This window comes from Solwaraspora sp. WMMD1047 (assembly GCF_029626155.1).
Taxonomy (GTDB): domain Bacteria; phylum Actinomycetota; class Actinomycetes; order Mycobacteriales; family Micromonosporaceae; genus WMMD1047.
Map to the genome: position 1 here is coordinate 7,840,058 of NZ_JARUBL010000001.1, position 19,005 is coordinate 7,859,062.

Genomic DNA, 19,005 nt, shown 5'->3' on the forward strand with positions numbered 1-19,005 from the left:
CCGACGAACCGGCCCTCACCAGCGGCTGGACGCGATGTGACCTGGTCGCGACGGGGCGGCGGCTCAGCGCCAGCGGGAGAGCAGGATCAGCGAGCTGACCATCGCCCCGAACCCGACGAGCAGGTTCCAGTACCCCCAACTCGCCACCGGGTAGGCGGTCTCGGAGAGGTAGTAGACGACCAGCCAGCCGATGCCGAAAACGATCAAGGACACCGCGGCGATCGGCAGCCAGATGGGACTAGGCTTGCTGGTGGCGGCGGTCGCCGTCGGTCGGACGTCCGTTGGCGGGGTGTAGACCTTCTTCTTGCGAACCTGCGACTTCGGCACGACGCTCTCCTGAGGTGGGCGATCCTCGTCCGGCCTGACAACCAGACGCGGTGGGCGACGGTCCATGGCCAATAATGTTCGAGAGCTAGCGTAGTCGGGCGAACCCGATCAGGCCACGAACGGGGGGAACCCGGAAGTCCCCGGTACGGGCAGATCGGGACGCTGACGGCAATTGCCCGCTGTCAATGGCATGCTGGGACAGAGCGGCGGAACCTGGGAGGGGGAGGCTTCGGTGGAGTACACGTCCGGCGGCACCTCCTGGCGGCAGGTCGTCCTGCGTGCGCTGCGCGGCCTGCTGCCCCGCCGGTCCGGGTCACGCCGGCCGGGCTGGTCGGTCGTCGTACCGCTGATCGCCCTCGCCGCCGGCCTGCTCTTCACCACCTCCGCGACCACCGCCGGCGGCACCTCCCTGCGCGAGGACCGTCGACCCGAGCTGGCCCAACTGATCGAGGACCGGCGCCGGCAACTCACCGCCAGCGAGGAGCGCGCGGCAGCCCTGCGGGCCGAGGTCGAGGCACAGACCGAGGCCCTGGCCGGCACCGACGAGCCGATCGGCGAGCAGCGCGACCGCGCCGCCGGCAGCCGGCAGGCAGCCGGCTTCACCGAGCTGATCGGTCCCGGTCTGAGCGTCGAACTCGACGACGCTCCCCGGTACGGCGACGGCCAGGCACCCGACGGGGCCACCAACGACGACCTGGTCGTCCACCAGGGCGACGTGCAGGCCGTCGTGAACGCCCTCTGGGCCGGCGGCGCCGAGGCCATGACGATCATGGACGTCCGCGTCCTGGCCACCAGCGCGGTACGCTGCGTGGGGAACACGCTGCTGCTACACGGACGGGTCTACTCGCCGCCATTCAAGATCACGGCCATCGGCGACCCCGCCGCGCTGCAACAGGCGCTCAATGACTCCGAGGGGGTCAGGTGGTTCAAGGACGCCGTGGAGGACTACCAGCTCGGCTACCGCGAGGCGGTGCTGACCGAGGTGCGGATGCCCGCGTTCGACGGCTCCACCGGTCTGCGCTCGGCTGAGGTGCCCCGATGACCACCGGCTCCAGCGGCCCGGCCGAGCGCCGCAACGGCCGGCACCGCGCCCCGGACCCCGACCAGCCGACCGACGTGATCACACCGGTTCCCGAGCCGCCGGGACAGCCCGAGCCGCCGGGGCCACCGGCGGGCCAGTGGCCACCGCCGGCCGCCGCCAACCACCCGTCCGCCACACCGCGCCCGTCGCCCGCCCGGCGTCCGTCACCGACGCCCCGGCCGGCCCCGCCGGCCTGGCCAGCGGCGACCCCCCGGCCCTCCCCGGCTCCCCGACCGTCCCCCGCCCCGCGGCCCACCCCGCCACCCGACCCGGCCAAACCGGCTCCCCGACCGGCGCCCGGCCCGCGGCCCACGCCGCCATCCGACCTGGCCAGAGAGCCGGCCGCGGCGGCCTGGCTGTCGCCGCCGGCGACGCCCCCCGCCTCAGCGCCGTGGCCGGCACCGCAGCCGGGCAGACCAACCTCATCCGGGCCACCGGCCAGTCCCCCGCCCGCCGCCCAGGCGCCTTCGCCCACGGCTGCCCAGCCGGTGGCACAGCCCACGCCTGCCCGGCCAGGGGCACAGTCGCCCACGGCTGCCCGGCCGGGGCCGTACCCGCCGGCGCCGGGCCGGCCGGGGCCGCATCCGCCTACGCTCGCTCCTCCGGCGCCCCACGCCGAGCCGACGCCGCCCACCGTGGGGCGGCCGGTGCGGCCGGTGACCGAACCGATGCGACCGGCTCCCGTCCCACCCCGGGCGCCGCTGCCGGGACGCGCCGTTGAACCGCCCACCACGCTGCTCCCCGCCGTGGCCGACCCCGCCGCCCGGCACGGCGGCGCGCGGTGGCTGGACGACGGCGCGACCGCGCTGATGCCCGCCGTACCGGCGGTAGACGGCACCCGGCCGCCGGTGACCGGCTCGTCGTGGCGGTCCGACGCCGGATCACCGACCTGGCCACGGACGGACGATGGTGCCACCGCGCTGATTCCGGCGCTCCGCGGACCCGCCGGACCGACGGTCGACGGCGGGGCCGGCGGCTCGCGAGCCGATGGAAGCGCGTCAGACAGGCCGGTGCCCGACGGTGCCGACGACGGCGACCCGCCCGGGTCGACCGGACGGCGCGGCGAACGGGTGGTCAAGTTGCGACCGGAACGCACCGGTGAGGGTTACAAGAGCGTCTTCTCCGAGCTGACCCGGCCCACCTTCGCGTCCCGGCTGCGTACCGGCATGCGGGTCAGCGGCGAACTGTTGATCACATTCGGACTCGTGGTGCTCCTCTTCGCCGGGTACGAGATCTGGGGCAAGTCGACGATCGTCAACGCCCACCAGGAGGATCTCTCCGCGCAGCTGGAGCAGTCCTGGGAGGACCAGCCCGCGGTGGCGCCCAGCGCGCCCGCCCCCAGCGAGTCGCCGAGCCCCGCCCCCGTCGTCCAGGGCAAGCCGATCGCCGGCCTCTACATCCCCAAGCTGGACAAGAACTGGATCGTGGTGGAGGGGGTGGAACAGAAGGACATCCGGTACGCCCCCGGCCACTACCCGGAGAGCGCGATGCCGGGCCAGGTCGGCAACTTCTCGGTCGCCGGGCACCGCAACCGGGCCACCTTCTGGCGCCTCGACGAGCTGGACAACGGCGATGCGATCGTGCTGGAGTCCCGCGACGAGTGGTTCGTCTACCAGGTTTCCCAGTCGCGGATCGTCCGCCCGCACCAGACCGAGGTGGTGGCGCCGGTGCCCGGCCGGCGGGGGGCGAAGCCGACCAAGGCGATGCTCACCCTGACCACCTGCCATCCGAAGTTCAACAACTACGAGCGACTGATCGTGCACGCCGAACTGGTCCGCAGTGAGCCCAAGTCCGGCGGCCGGCCGGCCGAGTTGGGCGGCTGACCGACGATGTACGCCTGGATCTGGAGCAAGCTCCCGTTCGGCCTGCCGGGGAAGCTGGCCGGGTCGCTCCTGCTGACCACCGCCGCCCTGGCCCTGCTCTGGTACGTCGTCTTCCCTTGGGCCGAGCCGCTGCTGCCGTTCGACGACGTGCAGGTCACCCAGGACTCCGAGGTGCCCGGTGCCCCGGCCGGCGACCCCGGTGTCGACCCGGGCCAGGAGGGTTCCGAGCCCGCGCCCGACGACCACGACCTGCCGTACGACACCGAGCGCAACGCGACCCCGCCCCCGAGCCCGAGCAGGTGACCCGATGCGCGTCCTGGTGATCGACAACTACGACTCGTTCGTGTTCAACCTCGTCCAGTACCTCGGCCAGCTCGGCGTCGAGTGCGAGGTGCGGCGCAACGACGAGATCGCGCTGGCCGACGTCGGCCGGCTCGGCGCCGCCGGGGTGCTGCTCTCCCCCGGACCGGGCACCCCGGAACGGGCCGGGATCTGCCTCGACGTGATCCGGGAGTACGCCGGCCAGCTCCCGATCTTCGGGGTCTGCCTCGGCCACCAGGCGATCGGCGTCGCCTTCGGCGCCACCGTCACCCGCGCCCCCGAGCTGCTGCACGGCAAGACCTCCGAGGTCCGGCACCACGGTGACGGCGTGCTGGCCGGCCTGCCCGACCCGTTCACCGCGACCCGCTACCACTCGTTGGCGGTGCTGCCGGAGACCCTGCCGGCCGAGATCGAGGTGACCGGCCGGACCGCCTCCGGGGTGGTGATGGCGATGCGGCATCGGAGCCTGTCGATCGAGGGCGTCCAGTTCCACCCCGAGTCGGTGCTGACCGAGGGTGGTCACCTGATGCTGGCCAACTGGCTCGCCGCCTGTGGCCTGCCCTCCGCACTGGACCGCGCCCCGGCGCTGGCCGCCGAGGTCGACGCCCGCCGCCGCGCCGCCTTCGCCACCGCCTGACCCGCCGCGGGGTCTATCAGTCCTCGCCGTCCCGAACACGTCCAGGCGGCGGGCGGGCCGGTGCGTCAGGAGTCTCGGGTCAGGGGGAGGGTGGGGGTCAGCCTCGGCACCGGCAGGCCGCCGCCAGTGCCGCCTCCGTTACCGGTGCCGCCACCGTTGCCGGCGCCGTCACCACCGCCGTCACCGGGGGGCTCGGTCGGCGTGGACGGCGGCTGGGTGGTCGGATCGGGCTCCGGCTCCTCCTCCCGCTCCTGCCGGACGGTGATCCTGATGACGGTGTTCAGCTTCTCCTTGCTGTTGGCGCGCGGGTTCTGTGCCTGCACCGTGCCGGCGCCCTGGCCGGGCCCGACACTGTCGCCCTTGAGCACCTCGACCCTGAAGCCGGCGTCCTCCAGGATGTCCCGGGCCCGGGACTCACTCTGATCGATCACGTTCGGGACGGCCCGGACGTTGCCCCGGGAGACGCTGACCTTGACCGTGGAGTCGATGCTGACCGCCGTACCCTCTTCGGGGTCGATCTTGACGACGGTGCCCTCGGGCGCCTCGTTGTCGACGTCGACCCGGTCGACCTGCAGATTCCGTTCCCGCAGTGTGGCTTCGACGAGCGGGAACTGGTTGCCGACCAGGTTGTCCGGGATGGTCACCTCCGGCTTACCGGAACAGATCTTGATCGTGACCTCGGTGTTCGGCTCGACCGACTCCTGGGCGGCCGGCGCCTGCGACGAGACGGTGCCCTCCTGGCAGGTCTCGGTCGCCTCCTCGCCGCCGTCGACCACCTGCAGGCCCTCGTCCTGAAGCAACTGCGCCGCGACGTCGCGGGGCTGGTTCACCACGTCGGGAACTGTCACGTTGTCGCTGCCCCGGTCGGACAGCAGCAGGCCGGCGACCAGGGCCACCACCGCCAGTACGCCGAGCGCGCTGAGGGTGGCCAGCACCCACGCGGAGGACTTGCGCCGGTTCGGGTCACCGACCCGGGCCGGTTGCATCGCCCGGGTGGCGCCGGCCGGACCGGGGCGGACGGCGGTCGACGCCATCGCCATGGTCTCGTCCTCGCGCAGCACCGGGGTGGCCATCACCGGCCGGCCGGCCGCCGCGCGGAGCAGATCGGCCCGCATCTCGCCGGCGCTCTGGTAGCGGTTCAGCGGGTTCTTCGACAGCGCCTTGAGCACGATCGCGTCGATCGGCGGGGTGACGTCCCGGTTGATATCGCTGGGCGACGGCGGGTCCTCCCGGACGTGCTGGTAGGCCACGCTGACCGGGCTGTCGCCGACGAACGGCGGGTGGCCGCAGAGCAGCTCGAACAGCACGCAGCCGGCCGCGTACACGTCGGATCGGGCATCGACGGCCTCGCCGCGGGCCTGCTCCGGGGAGAGGTACTGGGCGGTGCCGATCACGGCGCTGGTCTGGGTCATCGTGGTGGCGCCGCTGGCCAGGGCCCGGGCGATGCCGAAGTCCATGACCTTGACCTGGCCGTTGAGGGTCATCATGACGTTACCGGGCTTGATGTCCCGGTGGATGATCCCGTGCCGGTGGCTGAACTCCAGCGCGGCGCAGACGTCGGCGGTGATCTCCAACGCCCGGCGCGGCATCAGCCGGCCCTCGGCGGCCAGCACCTCCTTGAGGGTGCGGCCGTTCACGAACTCCATCACGATGAACGGCAGCGTCTCGCCGGTCGGCGCGATCTCCTCGCCGGTGTCGTAGACCGCGACGATGGCGGGGTGGTTCAGGGAGGCGGCGTTCTGCGCCTCCCGCCGGAAGCGCATCTGGAAGGTGTCGTCGCGCGCCAGGTCGGTGCGGAGCATCTTGATGGCGACGTCCCGGCCCAGCCGGAGGTCACGCCCCCGGTGCACCTCGGCCATGCCGCCGTATCCGAGCAGCTCGCCGACCTGGTACCTGCCACCCAGCAGGCGGGCCTGCGTCATCTCGTCCGCCGTCCTTCGCTCATCTGGTCACACCCCGCCGGCCTGCACGAGCCGCCCCACCTCAAGACGGTACGGCGATTTTTGCGAATCGTCGCATCCGCCGTCCGACTGAGACCGGCCCGTCACCATCTGTTCGCTCACCATCGTGCAGGCCGACCCGTTCCCCTGTTGAAACGCCTGGTAGGAGAGGCGGGCGGAGCAGAGCAGCACCACTACGCCGAGCACGACGAGCAGCACGATCAGTAGTCGGTTGGTTCCGGGCCGGGCGGGTCGGGACGGGCCGACCGACGGGCGCGGATAGCCACCGTACCCCTGATCCGGTCGCGGCCGGGCCGGCGGCACGGGCGCCGCGCCCCGGTTGCCCGGCGCCGTCGGCGGGCCCGACGGCTGCCGCTGCGCCGGCACGGCCGGGCTGCCGGCCGGCGGATAGGGCGGCATCATCCGGGTGCCGCCCGGCCCGGCCGGCGGGCGCGGCGGCTGCCCCTGGTACGCCGGCTGGGCCGGTGGGCGCGGCGGCTGGGCCGGCGGGCGGGGCGGAGCGGCGGGGGCGGTCGCGGCCTGCCGGGCCACCGCCCCGAGTACGGTCGCGCTCGGCCAGCGGGCCGCCGGGTCCTTCGCCATCGCCCGCTCGACGATCGACCGGATCTGCGGCGGGATGTCCGGCGGCAGCGGGCGGGGCGTCTCGCGGACGTGCTTCATGGCGATCTCGAGCGGATTGTTGCCGTCGAACGGCCGACGCCCGGACAGACACTGGTACGCCACCACGCCCAGCGCGTACACGTCGGAGGCCGGCGTGGCGACGGAGCCGGTCGCCTGCTCCGGCGAGATGTAGGACGCGGTGCCGAGCACCGAGCCGGCGGCGGTGAGCTGGCCGACCAGGGCCGACCGGGCGATGCCGAAGTCGGTGAGCACCAGCGTGCCGTTCGGCCGGACCAGCAGGTTGCCGGGCTTCACGTCGCGGTGCACGATGCCCTTGTCGTGGGCCGCCTGCAGGGCGTCGGCGGCCTGGGCGACCAGGGCCATGGTCCGGGCCGGGGTGAGCCGGCCGACCCGGCCCAGGGTGCGCGACAGCGCGTCGCCCTCGACGTACTCCATCACCAGGAAGGCGACCTGGTTGTCGCTGCCGTAGTCGTAGACGTCCACCACGCCCGGGTGGTTGATCGTCGCCATCGTCCGGGCCTCGCCCCGGAACCGCTCGGCGAAGCCGGGCTCGTCCAGCAGCGCCGGGAGCAGCACCTTCACCGCGACCGTACGACCGAGGACCTCGTCGGTGCCCTTCCAGACATCGCCCATCCCACCACCGGCGATACGGTCATCGAGCCGGTAGCGGTTGCCGAGGAGGACCCCGCGGCTGAGCATGTCAGCTGCCTCCCCGATCCGCGATCACCGCGCGCATGATCTCGCGGCTGATCCGGGCCGCCTCCGAGCTGCCGCCGCTGCCGGCCGATTCGAGCAGCACGCAGACCGCCGAGATCGGCTGGCCGTCCCGGCTGACGAAGCCGATGAACCAGCCGTGGTCCTCCTCGCCGACGCCGGCCTGGGCGGTCCCGGTCTTGCCGCCGACCTCGTAGCCGGAGATCCGGGCCGGCCGGCCGGTGCCGTTCTGCACCACGCTGACCATCATCTCGCGCAGCGAGGCGGCCACCTCGCCGCTGATCGGGCGGCCCAGCTCGTCGCTGGAGGCGGTGTAGTAGCTGCTGGTGCGGTCCGGACCGAGGAGCTGGCGCACCACGTACGGGCGCATTTGCCGGCCCTCGTTGGCGACCGCGGCGGCGATCATCGCGCCCTGCAGCGGCGACATCCGGACGTTGTTCTGCCCGATCGACGACTGGGCCAGCGCGGCCGGGTCGTCGCTGCCGTCGGCGTTCTGGATGTCGCCGGTGCGGCTGGCCGCGACCGGCAGGCCACCGTTGTCGAGCCGGCCGACCGTCAGCTCCTCGTTCTCGAAGCCGAACTGGCGGGCCTGCTCCTTGACCACGTCGGCGCCCATCGCGACCCCGAGCTGGGCGAAGCCGGTGTTGCAGGACTCGGTGAGGGCCTCGATCAGGGTGACCTCGGACTCCGGGCAGATCGAGGCCGCGGCGTTGCGGATATCGGTGCCGGAGGTCGGCGCCCGGTAGACCGGGCCGGCCGGGATCTCGGTGTCGATGGTTCGTCCGTTGGCCAGCGCCGCGGCCGCGACGACCACCTTGAACGTCGACCCCGGGGGCAGCACCTCGCCGAGCGCGCGGTTGCGCAGCGGCCCGTTCGGGGCGCCCTCCAGCTTGTCGTACGCGGCCTGGGCGGCCTCGGTGTCGTGGCTGGCCAGCGGGTTCGGGTCGAAGCTGGGCATCGAGACGAGGGCCTGGATGGCCCCGGTGCGGGGGTCGATGGCGACCGCCGCCCCCTTGTCCACCCCGACCCGGTTCTCGGCCAGCTCCCGGAACGCCGTCTCCTGGGCCCGCTGGGAGATGCTGAGCAGCACGTTCCCGCCGGCGGTCTGCTCGCCGGTGAAGAGGTCCCGGACCCGGTCGCCGAAGAGCTGGTCGCTGGTGCCGGAGAGGAACTCGTTCTCGCTCCGCTCGATGCCGGTGGCCGCGAGGTTCACCGGCTTGTAGCCGAGCAGGTGGGCGTACACCTGCTCCTTGGGGTAGGTGCGGAGGAACTTGAGCGTGCCGTCGGTCTCCCGGCTCACCGCGACCGGGGTGCCGCCGGCCTCGATGTTGCCGCGCCGCCGCTCGTACTCGGCGACCTGCACCCGGCCGTTGTAGTCGCTGTTGCGGTATTCGTCCGCCTTGTAGGCCTGAACGTAGTTCAGGTTCACGAAAAGCAGCCCGAACAGGACCATCACCACGACGCCTACCCGACGCAACGGGGCGTTCACGGCCGGATCACCTCCGTTGTCATCCCGTGCAACTGGGCCGGCGGACCGGCCGACCCGCCGCCCGGCTGGCCCGGCCCGCCACCGCTGGGCACCGGCCGGCGGGCGGCATCCGAGATCCGCAGCAGCATCGCCACCAGCAGCCAGTTCGCCATCAGCGACGAGCCGCCGGCGGAGAGGAACGGGGTGGTCTGACCGGTCAGCGGGATCAACTTGCTGATCCCGCCCACGATCACAAAGACCTGCAGGCCGAGGGTGAAGGCCAGGCCACCGGCGAGCAGCTTGCCGAACGAGTCGCGGACCGCCAGCCCGGCCCGCAGGCCGCGCTCGACGATCAGCAGATAGACGATCAGCAGCGCGGAGAGGCCGAAGAGGCCGATCTCCTCGCCCATGCCGGCGAAGATGAAGTCGTTGTGCACCTCGGGCACCTCGCCCGGCTGCCCGCCGCCCGGCCCGGCACCGAACAACCCGCCGGTGCCCAGCCCGAGCAGGCCCTGCACCAGTTGATAGCCGTCCGCGTACGGGTCGGCGAACGGGTCGAGCCAGATCTCGGCGCGCAGGTAGAAGTTGGCGAACGGGCCACCCACGCTGGCGCCGAGGAAGTACGCCAGGAAGGCGCCGCCGAAGAAGAGCAGCAGACCGATGATCAACCAGCTCACCCGCTCGGTGGCGATGTAGAGGGTGACCACGAACATGCCGAAGTAGAGCAGCGAGGTGCCCAGGTCCTTCTCGAAGACCAGCACCAGGACGCTGAGCAGCCAGACCACGACCACCGGCCCGAGGTCCCGGCCGCGCGGGAAGTCGATGCCCAGGAACCGGCGGCTGGCCAGCGAGAGCACCTCCCGCTTGCGAACCAGGTAGTAGGCGAAGAAGACCAGCAGGGCCAGCTTGGCGAACTCACCCGGCTGGATGGAGAAGCCGCCGATCAGGATCCAGAGCTTCGCGCCGTTGATCTCCGAGTACGCGCTCGGCAACACCGCCGGGATCATCACCAGCACGATGCCGGCCAGGCCGAGGGTGTACGAGTAGCGGGAGATGGTGCGGTGGTCGCGGAGCAGCACCAGCAGGGCGGCGGCGAGGATCACGGCGGCCAGGGTCCAGGCGAGCTGCCGCCCACCGGTGCCGGCGAAGATCGGGAAGTCGACCCGGTCGGCCGGGTCGGCCTCACCCAGGTCGAGCCGGCGCAGGAACCCGACGCCCAGCCCGTTGAGCAGCGCCACCGCCGGCACCAGGGCCGGATCGGCGTACGGGGCGAAGAAGCGCACCACCAGGTGCAGCCCGAGGAAGAGCGCGCCCAGCACCGCCGCCGGCATCCAGAAGTCCGCCGTCACGGTCTCCAGCAGGTTCGCCTCGACCGCCGCGCCGTACGCCGCCACCAGACCCAACGCGAGCAGCAGCAGCGCCAGCTCGGCGTTGCGCCGGGCCCGGGAGATCCGGACGCGGGGCAACTCGCCCGTCGCTGCGGGCGTGGCTGCCGGAGTGGCCGGGGCGGTCACGATGCATCCCTCGGGTCGGTGGTGCTGCCGCTCACTCGGCCGACCGGCATCCGACCGGGTCGGGCGCCGGCGGAACCGGGTCGGAGGGCGGCGCGTCCGGCGTGTTGGCCGGAGTGACAACGCCACCCGGCAGGGTCGGCCCCGGTGAGGGCGTACCGGTGGCGGTCGCCGATCCCGGCGGCGGCACGGTCGGCGTACCGGTCGGGTCGATGGTCGGCAGCGGCGGTGGGCAGATCGGCTTCAGGTTCGGGTTGGCCGGGTCGTCGCTCGTCAGTTCGGCCAGCCGGCGCGCGGCGTCCGGCTGGTCCTTGGCCTGGATGCCCTGCTTGACCTGCTCCTGCGCGGCGGCGGTCAGGTCGGTCAGCTCGGTGTCGCTGGTGGAGTGCACGCTGGAGAGGTCCAGCCCGGCGATCTGCCCCGGCACACCCTGGAAGACCGCGATCTGGCCGTCCTCGGTGGCGCCGACGTAGTACTGCCGCTGGGTCCAGGTCCAGCCGCCCCAGACCCCGGCACCGAGCAGTCCGAGCAGCGCGACCAGCAGGACCGCGGTGCGGACCGGGTGCCGGCGTGGCCGCTCCGGGTCGTCGTCGCGGCCCGGGGCCGGTGGCTGCTCCGGAGCCGCCGGGCGGGGGGCCGAGAGCGCCGAGGCGCGTGCGGCCGGGGTCGAGTCGTCGGCCGAGGTGGCCATCCCGCGGTCCCGGGAGGCGGCGCCGCCGACGATCGGGGCGGCCTCGACGATGTCCTGGTCGGTCGCGTCGGCGATGATCACGGTGATGTTGTCCGGGCCGCCGCCCCGGAGCGCGAGCTGCACCAGCCGCTCGACGCACTGCTGCGGGTCGGGGTAGTCCCGGAGGGTGTCGGCGATGGTCTCGGCGCTGACCACCCCGGAGAGACCGTCGCTGCAGATGAGGTACCGGTCGCCCGGCAGCACCTGACGCACGGAGTATTCCGGGTCGATGTCCCGGCCGTCCAGGGCCCGGGTGAGCAGCGACCGCTGCGGGTGGCTGCTCGCCTCCTCCAGGCTGATCCGGCCCTCGTCGACGAGCATCTGGACGTAGGTGTCGTCCTTGGTGATCTGGGCGAACTCGCCGTCGCGCAGCAGGTAGGCGCGGGAGTCGCCGATGTGCACCATCCCGATCTTGCTGCCGGAGAAGAGGGTCGCCGTCAGCGTGGTGCCCATCCCCTCCATCTGCGGGTTGGCGTCCACCGTGTCGCGCAGTTGCTGGTTGGCGGTGTCGACCGCGGAGCGGAGCGCGTCGACCAGGGCGTCGCCGGGCACGTCCTCGTCCAGCGGCGCCATCGCGCCGATGACGATGTTGCTGGCGACGTCGCCGGCCGCCATTCCGCCCATGCCGTCGGCGACGGCGAGAAGCCGCGGCCCGGCGTAGACGGAGTCCTGGTTTCCGTCTCGGATCAGACCGCGGTCGCTGTGAGCCGCGTAGCGCAGGGTCAGAGTCATGGCCGTAACTCGAGAGATGTGCGGCCGATCCGGATCGGCACGCCGAGGGGGACGGGGGTTGGTCCGGAGACCTTAGCGCGATCCAGATAGGTGCCGTTAGTCGAGCCGAGATCTTCGACGAACCACTGGCCGGCACGAGGCACCAGCCGCGCGTGCCGGGCCGAGGCGTAGTCGTCGGTGATCACCAACGTGGAATCCTCGGCTCGACCGATCGTGATCTGAGCTTCACCCAGGGTGATCCTGGTGCCGGCGAGCTGCCCGGCGGTCACCACCAACTGGTGGGCCGCCCGCCCCCGCTTGACCTTCGCCGGCTTGCCCTGACCGATGTTGGTGCCGACGCCACGCGGAGCCGCGACCAGCCGGCTCGACCTGGAGCCGGCGAAGAGGTCCCGACGGATCACCCCCACCACCGTGAACACGAAGATCCACAGCAGGATGATGAACCCGAACTGGGCGACGGTAATGACAAATGGGGGCAAGGTTGCTAACCGTCCACGCGGAACGTGAGGGTGGTCGTACCGAGCTGGATCATGTCACCGGGGTTGAGCGCCACCGCCGAGACCCGCTGGCCGTTGACCATCGTCCCGTTCGTCGAGCCGAGATCGGTGAGCACGACCTGCGCGCCGTCGAAGTCGAGCCGGGCGTGTCGCCGCGAGATGCCGACGTCCGGCAGCCGCAGGTTCGCCTGGTCACCCCGGCCGATCACCGTGGAGCCCATCTGCAGCGGGTAGGTCCGGCCGTCACCGGAGACCAGCCGGACGTTGCGGCCGGCACCGTGCCCCGGCGGCGGACCGTAGCCACCCCCACCCTGCTCGTACGGCGGGTAGCCGCCGCCCTGACCCGGCGCGTCGTAGTGCGACTGCTGGGCGGGCGCGACATCGCCACCCGTGTAGACCTCCGCGGTGACCCGGAACATCCCGGTGTCCAGGCCGTCACCCCGCTCGATCTCCACGATCACGTCGCCGTAGACCGTCCAGGCCTGCTCGCCGATGAACTCGGCCTGGGACTGCGCCAACTCCTGGGCCAGCGCGGCGGCGTACGGCGCCAGCCGGCTGTGGTCGTACGGCGAGAGATCGATCACGTAGCGGTTGGGCACGAGAGTGCGGCCACCGGCCAGGATAGCCTTGTGCGCCTCTGCCTCCCGCTGCATCGCGTTGAGGATCTCCACGGGGTGGACGACCCCCTTGAACACCTTCGCGAAGGCCCCCTCGACCAGGCCTTCCAGACGCTTCTCGAAGCGTTGCAGCACGCTCACCGGCTCCTCCTCGGGTCCCGAGGACATGATGGTATCCGGCCGTCGCACCTGCGGCTCGCATGCCGCTCGGCCGTGGGTTGCCGGCCTGTCCTTGGCGGCCGGAGTTCTCGTGCTAATGTTCCATCCGCCGCGAGCGGGAACGCCCGCGGTCGTACGGACTACAGTAGTATGTCCCGGCACCTGCCGAAGGGCGGGGCCACGGGCGGTCCGGCACGGGGAAGTGGCGGAATGGCAGACGCGCACGGTTCAGGTCCGTGTGCCCGAAAGGGCGTGGGGGTTCAACTCCCCCCTTCCCCACCACACGAGGGGCCTCGCGGCGACGCGGGGCCCCTCGACATTTTTCCCGGTGTGGCCGCCCAGCCATCGCCGCATATCAGGACGTGTCCGGCGCCACGTTATGCTCCGATGGTTTCTTCGTACCCCGACCAGTGGAGTGGCGTGTGAGTGTCGCGTTGGTGACCGGATCCGGCGGCCTGATCGGCTCGGAGGCGGTCCGGCACTTCGCCGGCCTCGGCCTGGACGTGGTCGGGATCGACAACGACATGCGCAGCCGGTTCTTCGGCGAGGAGGCGTCGACCGCCTGGAACGTCCTGCGGCTGACCAGCGATCTCGGGCCGGCGTACACGCATCACAGCGTCGACATCCGGGACCGCGACGCGCTGGCGGAGATCTTCCGGCGGTACGGCCGCGAGATCGCCGTGGTGATCCACACCGCCGCCCAGCCGTCCCACGACTGGGCCGTGCGCGACCCGTTCACCGACTTCGACGTCAACGCCGTCGGCACCCTGAACGTCCTCCAGAACGTGCGCGACCACTGCCCCGAGGCGCCCTTCATCCACTGCTCGACGAACAAGGTGTACGGCGACCGGCCGAACAGCCTGCCGCTGGTCGAGCGGGACACCCGCTGGGAGATCGAGCCGGACCACCCGTACGCCGACGGCATCACCGAGGACATGTCGATCGACGCCTGCCTGCACTCGGTCTTCGGCGCCTCGAAGGTGGCCGCCGACGTGATGGTGCAGGAGTACGGCCGCTACTTCGGGATGCGGACCGCCTGCTTCCGGGGCGGCACCCTGACCGGGCCGGCGCACTCGGCCACCGAACTGCACGGCTTCCTGGCGTACCTGATGCGCTGCAACATGGAGCGGCGCACCTACAAGATCTTCGGCTACAAAGGGAAGATGGTCCGCGACGCGATTCACAGTCACGATGTGGTCTCGGCGTTCGAGGCGTTCTTCCGGGCGCCCCGGTCGGCGGCGGTCTACAACCTGGGCGGCGGGCGGCACTCCAACTGCTCCCACCTGGAGGCGTTCGCCCTGGCGGAGAAGATCTCCGGCCAGGAGATGCAGACCGAATACCACGAGGCGAACCGGGTCGGCGACCACCAGTGGTGGATCGGGTCGAACGCCGCCTTCCAGCGGGACTACCCGAACTGGCGGCAGGCGTACGACGTGCCGCTGATCCTGCAGGAGATCTACGAGGCGAACGCGGACAGGTGGGTACCGAAAGCATGATCGCCCGGGGCAAGCGCAACGTGCTCGGCGTCCTGGTGGACGCGGTCGACTACGAGGCAGCGGTCGACCAGGTGGTGACGGCCGCGGTGGACCGCCGCCCGTTCGCGCTCACCGCACTGGCCGTGCACGGGGTGATGACCGGGGTGACCGACCCGCCGCACAACGCCCGGTTGAACTCCTTCGACCTGGTCACCCCGGACGGGCAGCCGGTCCGCTGGGCGCTGAACCTGCTGCACTCGGCCGGGCTCGCCGAGCGGGTCTACGGGCCGACCCTCACGCTGCGCGTCCTGGAACGCTGCGCGGAGCTCGGCCTGCCGGTCTACCTGTACGGCTCGACCGAGCCGACCCTGGCCCGGCTGGTCCCGGCGTTGGAGCGGATGTTCCCGGCGCTGAAGCTGGCCGGCGTCGAGCCGTCGAAGTTCCGGTCGGCGCAGCCGGGCGAGGCGGCCGAGATCGCCGACCGGATCCGGGCGTCGGGTGCCCGGCTGGTCCTGGTCGGGCTCGGCTGCCCCCGCCAGGAGATCTTCGCGTACGCGATGCGCCCGCTGCTGGACATGCCGCTGATGGCGGTGGGGGCCGCGTTCGACTACCACGCCGGGTTGCTGCGCACCCCCCCGCCGTGGATGCAGCGGGTCGGCCTGGAGTGGCTCTGGCGTCTCGGCCTGGAGCCCAAGCGCCTCTGGCGCCGCTACGTCCTCCTGAACCCCGCCTACCTGACCCGCCTGACCGCCCAACACCTACGCCTCTGGAAAGCCACCCCCCCACCCCCCACCACCGACCCCCTCCCCACCTTCCCCGTCTAGCCAGCTCATGATCCACAGGACATTCGGCACGCCAGCCGACTGATGAACGTGCTCGATGTCCTGTCGATCACGGAAGTCACTGGCGGCGGGCGTAGCAGGTGATGGGCCAGGGCGAGGGTTGTCCACAGGGCGGCGAGTTATCCACAGGTCGACGGGAAGGGTGATCCGGTTCGTGGGGATCGGGCAGCCTCGGTGCCGTGAATCCGGTACTTGCCGAGGCGATCGCGGCCGGTGGTGGACTCGTCCGGCCGGGTGAGGTGCCGCGCGGGATGCTCGGACGGGCGGTGCGTGCCGGAGAGGTTCGCCGACTGCTGCCCGGGGTGTATGCCGACGCGCGGCCTGCGAACCCGGCACCCGAGCTGCTGCACCGTGCGGCCCTGGCCTGGGCGGGTGGGCGGGCGGCCCTCAGCCACCTCACGGCCATGGACGTCTGGGGCGTGCGCGGCCAGGTCGCTGGCGAGCCGGTGCACCTGACCGTGCCCGCTGGCGCGAAGCCACGTGTTCCCGCCGGGTTCGCCGTTCATCAGCGGCTCGGCTTCGTGCCCGAGCCGCCGCAGGCACTGCACCGGAGCGGGCTGCCGGTGATCCGGCTGGAACGGAGCCTGGTCGAGTCCTGGCCTGTGCTGGCACCCGCCGATCGGCCCGAACCCGTGATCCGGGCCGTCAACGACCGGCTGACCACGCCCGCGCGTCTCAGCGCCGCCCTCGCCGAGCTGCCCAGGCTGGCCGGCCGCGCCGAGTTGCGCACGCTACTTGACCGGCTGGCCGCCGGCTGCCGCAGCATGCTGGAGATCTGGGGACACGACCACGTCTTCACCGGCGCGGAGATGCCACCCATGCGCCGACAGGTCCGCATCCAGGTCGGCACCCGACGCTTCTACCTCGACGTGTACGCCGAACGGGAGCGGGTCGACTTCGAGTTGGACGGTGCCACCAGCCACGGCGACCCCCGTCAGCGCGAGATCGACCTACGCCGCGACGCCCTGCTGGCGACCCTGGGCATCCTGGTGGTCCGCTACGCCCACCGCAGACTCATCCACGAACCGGCCGAGGTACGCCGCGAAGTCCTGGCCATCCTCGCCAGCCGGCGATGACAGGACCCACCTGCGCGCAGCCGCCAAACCCAACGGAATCGCCCCCGCCGCCCGGATGACCTCAAGATCGTCAGGACATCCGGCACGCCCGCGCGACGAGCCTGTTGCATTTTGGAGTGTCCGTATTACCAATTGCGTGCTGCATGTCCTGACGATCTTGATGATCCCGAGGCCGCTCCCATCGTGGTGGGGGTTTCGGCGGGGGAAGCGCTTTCCTATGCTGAGGGGATGATGCGGATCGACGATGAGGTGACGGCGGCGGGGCTGGGGCCGAAGATTGAGCGGCTGTGGGGGGTGTCGGGGCAGAAGATCGAGTCGATCGAGAAGAGTTGCCCGCCGGGCTCGGCGTCGCCGGTCTTCACCGTCGATGGGCAGTACACGGCCCGGGGCTGGACCGAGTGGACCCAGGGCTTCCAGTACGGCTCCGGGCTGCTGCAGTTCGACGCCACCGGCGACCGCCGCTTCCTGGACACCGCCCGCGAGCTGACCGTCTCCGTGATGGCCAGCCACGTCAGCCACATCGGCGTACACGATCATGGTTTCAACAATGTGAGCACCTACGGGAACCTGTGGCGGCTGATGGCCGAGGGGCGACTGCCCCGGGACCGCGCCGAGCGGGACTTCTACGAACTCGCGCTCAAGCTGACCGGCGCGGTGCAGGCGGCCCGGTGGAGCGAGACCGCCGACGGCACCGGCTTCATCTACTCGTTCAACGGGCCGCAGTCCCTCTTCGTCGACACCATCCGCTCCTGCCGGGCGCTGGCCGTCTCACACCTGCTCGGCCACGTGCTGATGGGCGAACGGGACCAGCGGATCTCGCTGCTCGGCCGGCTGATCGAGCACGCCCGCAACACCGCCCGGTGGAACATCTTCTACGGCGAGGGCCGGGACAGCTACGACGTGCGGGGCCGGACCGCCCACGAATCGATATTCAACATGAACGACGGCAGCTACCGGTGCCCGAGCACCCAGCAGGGCTACTCCCCGTTCAGCACCTGGACCCGCGGTCTGGCCTGGGCGATGCTCGGCTTCCCGGAGCAGCTCGAATTTCTCCAGATCCTCCCCGACGAGGACCTCGAACCGTACGGCGGGCGGGCCGAGGTGACCGCGATGATGCTGGCCGCGGCCACCGCCACCTGCGACTTCTACCTCGACCACAGCCCGGTCGACGGGATCCCCTACTGGGACACCGGCGCCCCCGGCCTGGTCCACCTCGGCGACTACCTGGACCGGCCGGCCGACCCGTACAACGGGTACGAGCCGGTCGACTCGTCGGCCGCGGCCATCGGCGCGCAGGGGCTGCTCCGGCTGGGCCGCTACCTGACCGGCAACGGGCAGCCCGAGGCGGGCCGGCGCTACTGGCAGGCCGGCCTGACCGTCGCCGACACCCTCTTCGACGAGCCGTACCTGAGCGTCGACGACCGGCACCAGGGCCTGATCCTGCACTCGGTCTACCACCGTCCCAACGGCTGGGACCACGTCCCGCCCGGCCAGTCGGTGCCGAACGGCGAATCCAGCATGTGGGGCGACTACCACGCCCGGGAGTTGGCGCTCTACCTGCAGCGGGCGGCCTGCGACCAGCCGTACTACGCCTTCTTCGGACCGGTGGGGGCGACCCGGTGACGGGCCGGGGCAGCGGTCGGCCGGCCGCCCTGGTGACCGGCGGCTCCCGGGGCATCGGCCGGGGGATCGTGCTGGCGCTGGCCGGCGCCGGCTACGACATCGTGGTCAACTACGCCCGGGACGCCGACGCCGCCCGCGAGGTCGGCAAGGAGGTGGCCGCCCTCGGCGGTCGGGCGGTCGCCGTACAGGCCGACGTCTCGAAGTCGGCGGACCGGCGCCGGCTGATCGACGAGACGGTCACCGCCCTCGGCCGGCTCGACCTGTTCGTCAGCAACGCCGGGGTGGCGCCGCTGGTCCGGGCCGATCTGCTCGAATCCCAGGAGGAGTCGTTCGACCGGCTCGTCGAGATCAACCTCAAGGGGCCGTACTTCCTCACCCAGCTCGCCGCGAAGACGATGATCGAACAGCTCGCCGCCGGGGTGATCAGCCGGCCGAAGATCGTCATCGTCTCGTCGATAAGCGCGTACACGGCGAGTGTCAACCGGGGCGACTACTGCGTCACCAAGGCCGGGCTGGCGATGGTGGCCCAGCTCTACGCCACCCGGCTGGCCGAGCACGGGATCAACGTGTACGAGATCCGGCCGGGCATCGTCGAGACCGACATGACCGGCCCGGTCAAGGCCAAGTACGACGACCTGATCTTCGAGCAGGGACTGACCCCGATCCGGCGGTGGGGGCAACCGGCGGACGTCGGCCGGGCGGTGGTGGCGATCGCCGGCGACCTGCTGCCGTTCAGCACCGGCCAGGTGATCGACGTGGACGGCGGCTTCCACCTGCGTACCCTCTGACC

At 71.8% G+C, this 19,005-nt stretch carries 17 protein-coding genes and 1 tRNA gene; 10 read left to right on the forward strand and 8 right to left on the reverse strand.

Going from position 1 to position 19,005, the window contains the following annotated elements; all coding sequences use genetic code 11:
• Nucleotides 1–63 precede the first annotated feature (63 nt).
• Nucleotides 64–327: a cell division protein CrgA gene (locus O7627_RS35770; protein WP_278097859.1), complete on the reverse strand. Its 264-nt coding sequence runs from the start codon at nt 325–327 to the stop codon at nt 64–66.
• 232 nt (nt 328–559) lie between these two features.
• On the opposite strand from O7627_RS35770, the gene O7627_RS35775 reads away from it, so the two are divergent.
• The 4 genes from O7627_RS35775 to O7627_RS35790 all read left to right on the forward strand — a co-directional run bounded on the left by O7627_RS35775 (nt 560) and on the right by O7627_RS35790 (nt 4,189).
• The gene (locus tag O7627_RS35775; RefSeq protein WP_278097860.1) at nt 560–1,369 is read left to right on the forward strand and encodes a DUF881 domain-containing protein; all 810 of its coding nucleotides are present in this window, start codon (nt 560–562) and stop codon (nt 1,367–1,369) included.
• 695 nt (nt 1,370–2,064) lie between these two features.
• Nucleotides 2,065–3,231 (forward strand): class E sortase, encoded by a 1,167-nt coding sequence (locus O7627_RS35780; protein WP_278097861.1) that lies wholly within the window; start codon nt 2,065–2,067, stop codon nt 3,229–3,231.
• A gap of 6 nt (nt 3,232–3,237) precedes the next feature.
• Nucleotides 3,238–3,534, forward strand: coding sequence for a hypothetical protein (locus O7627_RS35785; protein WP_278097862.1), 297 nt, complete (start codon nt 3,238–3,240; stop codon nt 3,532–3,534).
• A 4-nt stretch (nt 3,535–3,538) separates the two neighbouring features.
• Nucleotides 3,539–4,189: an aminodeoxychorismate/anthranilate synthase component II gene (locus tag O7627_RS35790; RefSeq protein WP_278097863.1), complete on the forward strand. Its 651-nt coding sequence runs from the start codon at nt 3,539–3,541 to the stop codon at nt 4,187–4,189.
• Between the two features lie 65 nt (nt 4,190–4,254).
• Here the strand turns inward: O7627_RS35790 and pknB are convergent, their stop codons facing one another.
• Genes pknB through O7627_RS35825 form a run of 7 tightly spaced genes read right to left on the reverse strand, consistent with a single transcriptional unit; the run spans nt 4,255 to nt 13,208 of the window.
• Entirely contained in the window at nt 4,255–6,111 is a 1,857-nt protein-coding gene (pknB, locus tag O7627_RS35795; protein ID WP_278097864.1) for a Stk1 family PASTA domain-containing Ser/Thr kinase, read from the reverse strand.
• 27 nt (nt 6,112–6,138) lie between these two features.
• Nucleotides 6,139–7,470, reverse strand: coding sequence for a serine/threonine-protein kinase (locus O7627_RS35800; protein ID WP_278097865.1), 1,332 nt, complete (start codon nt 7,468–7,470; stop codon nt 6,139–6,141).
• Nucleotide 7,471: 1 nt separating this feature from the next.
• On the reverse strand, nt 7,472–8,974 hold the full coding sequence (locus O7627_RS35805) for a penicillin-binding transpeptidase domain-containing protein (RefSeq protein WP_278097866.1): 1,503 nt from the start codon (nt 8,972–8,974) through the stop codon (nt 7,472–7,474).
• The gene (locus O7627_RS35810) at nt 8,971–10,467 is read right to left on the reverse strand and encodes an FtsW/RodA/SpoVE family cell cycle protein (protein WP_278097867.1); all 1,497 of its coding nucleotides are present in this window, start codon (nt 10,465–10,467) and stop codon (nt 8,971–8,973) included. Before O7627_RS35810 ends, O7627_RS35805 begins: the two co-directional genes overlap by 4 nt.
• Before the next feature lie 31 nt (nt 10,468–10,498).
• Nucleotides 10,499–11,926 carry a BofC C-terminal domain-containing protein gene (locus tag O7627_RS35815; RefSeq protein WP_278097868.1) on the reverse strand — a complete coding sequence of 476 codons (1,428 nt, stop codon included), beginning with the start codon at nt 11,924–11,926 and terminating at the stop codon, nt 10,499–10,501.
• The gene (locus tag O7627_RS35820) at nt 11,923–12,405 is read right to left on the reverse strand and encodes an FHA domain-containing protein (RefSeq protein WP_278097869.1); all 483 of its coding nucleotides are present in this window, start codon (nt 12,403–12,405) and stop codon (nt 11,923–11,925) included. The genes O7627_RS35815 and O7627_RS35820 overlap by 4 nt, the downstream gene beginning before the upstream one ends.
• Before the next feature lie 5 nt (nt 12,406–12,410).
• Entirely contained in the window at nt 12,411–13,208 is a 798-nt protein-coding gene (locus tag O7627_RS35825) for a DUF3662 and FHA domain-containing protein (RefSeq protein WP_278097870.1), read from the reverse strand.
• A gap of 187 nt (nt 13,209–13,395) precedes the next feature.
• Between O7627_RS35825 and O7627_RS35830 the strand changes: the two genes are divergently transcribed.
• The 6 genes from O7627_RS35830 to O7627_RS35855 all read left to right on the forward strand — a co-directional run bounded on the left by O7627_RS35830 (nt 13,396) and on the right by O7627_RS35855 (nt 19,003).
• A tRNA-Leu gene (locus tag O7627_RS35830) sits at nt 13,396–13,481 on the forward strand.
• A gap of 140 nt (nt 13,482–13,621) precedes the next feature.
• The gene (locus O7627_RS35835) at nt 13,622–14,695 is read left to right on the forward strand and encodes an NAD-dependent epimerase/dehydratase family protein (RefSeq protein WP_278097871.1); all 1,074 of its coding nucleotides are present in this window, start codon (nt 13,622–13,624) and stop codon (nt 14,693–14,695) included.
• Nucleotides 14,692–15,498, forward strand: a complete 807-nt coding sequence (locus O7627_RS35840) for a WecB/TagA/CpsF family glycosyltransferase (RefSeq protein ID WP_278098549.1) — start codon at nt 14,692–14,694, stop codon at nt 15,496–15,498. Before O7627_RS35835 ends, O7627_RS35840 begins: the two co-directional genes overlap by 4 nt.
• Nucleotides 15,499–15,695: 197 nt before the next feature.
• Nucleotides 15,696–16,592 (forward strand): DUF559 domain-containing protein, encoded by an 897-nt coding sequence (locus tag O7627_RS35845; RefSeq protein WP_278097872.1) that lies wholly within the window; start codon nt 15,696–15,698, stop codon nt 16,590–16,592.
• 228 nt (nt 16,593–16,820) lie between these two features.
• Nucleotides 16,821–18,215: a hypothetical protein gene (locus O7627_RS35850; RefSeq protein ID WP_278097873.1), complete on the forward strand. Its 1,395-nt coding sequence runs from the start codon at nt 16,821–16,823 to the stop codon at nt 18,213–18,215.
• Nucleotides 18,212–19,003 carry a 3-ketoacyl-ACP reductase gene (locus O7627_RS35855; RefSeq protein ID WP_278097874.1) on the forward strand — a complete coding sequence of 264 codons (792 nt, stop codon included), beginning with the start codon at nt 18,212–18,214 and terminating at the stop codon, nt 19,001–19,003. Before O7627_RS35850 ends, O7627_RS35855 begins: the two co-directional genes overlap by 4 nt.
• Nucleotides 19,004–19,005: the final 2 nt, after the last annotated feature.

Coding starts and splice junctions, on each gene's coding strand:
- O7627_RS35840 (WP_278098549.1), top strand. CDS start 14,692: ATGATCGCCCGGGGCAAGCGCAACGTGCTCGGCGTCCTGGTGGACGCG.
- O7627_RS35800 (WP_278097865.1), bottom strand. CDS start 7,470: ATGCTCAGCCGCGGGGTCCTCCTCGGCAACCGCTACCGGCTCGATGAC.
- pknB (WP_278097864.1), bottom strand. CDS start 6,111: ATGACGCAGGCCCGCCTGCTGGGTGGCAGGTACCAGGTCGGCGAGCTG.
- O7627_RS35825 (WP_278097870.1), bottom strand. CDS start 13,208: ATGTCCTCGGGACCCGAGGAGGAGCCGGTGAGCGTGCTGCAACGCTTC.
- O7627_RS35790 (WP_278097863.1), top strand. CDS start 3,539: ATGCGCGTCCTGGTGATCGACAACTACGACTCGTTCGTGTTCAACCTC.
- O7627_RS35850 (WP_278097873.1), top strand. CDS start 16,821: ATGATGCGGATCGACGATGAGGTGACGGCGGCGGGGCTGGGGCCGAAG.
- O7627_RS35815 (WP_278097868.1), bottom strand. CDS start 11,926: ATGACTCTGACCCTGCGCTACGCGGCTCACAGCGACCGCGGTCTGATC.
- O7627_RS35785 (WP_278097862.1), top strand. CDS start 3,238: ATGTACGCCTGGATCTGGAGCAAGCTCCCGTTCGGCCTGCCGGGGAAG.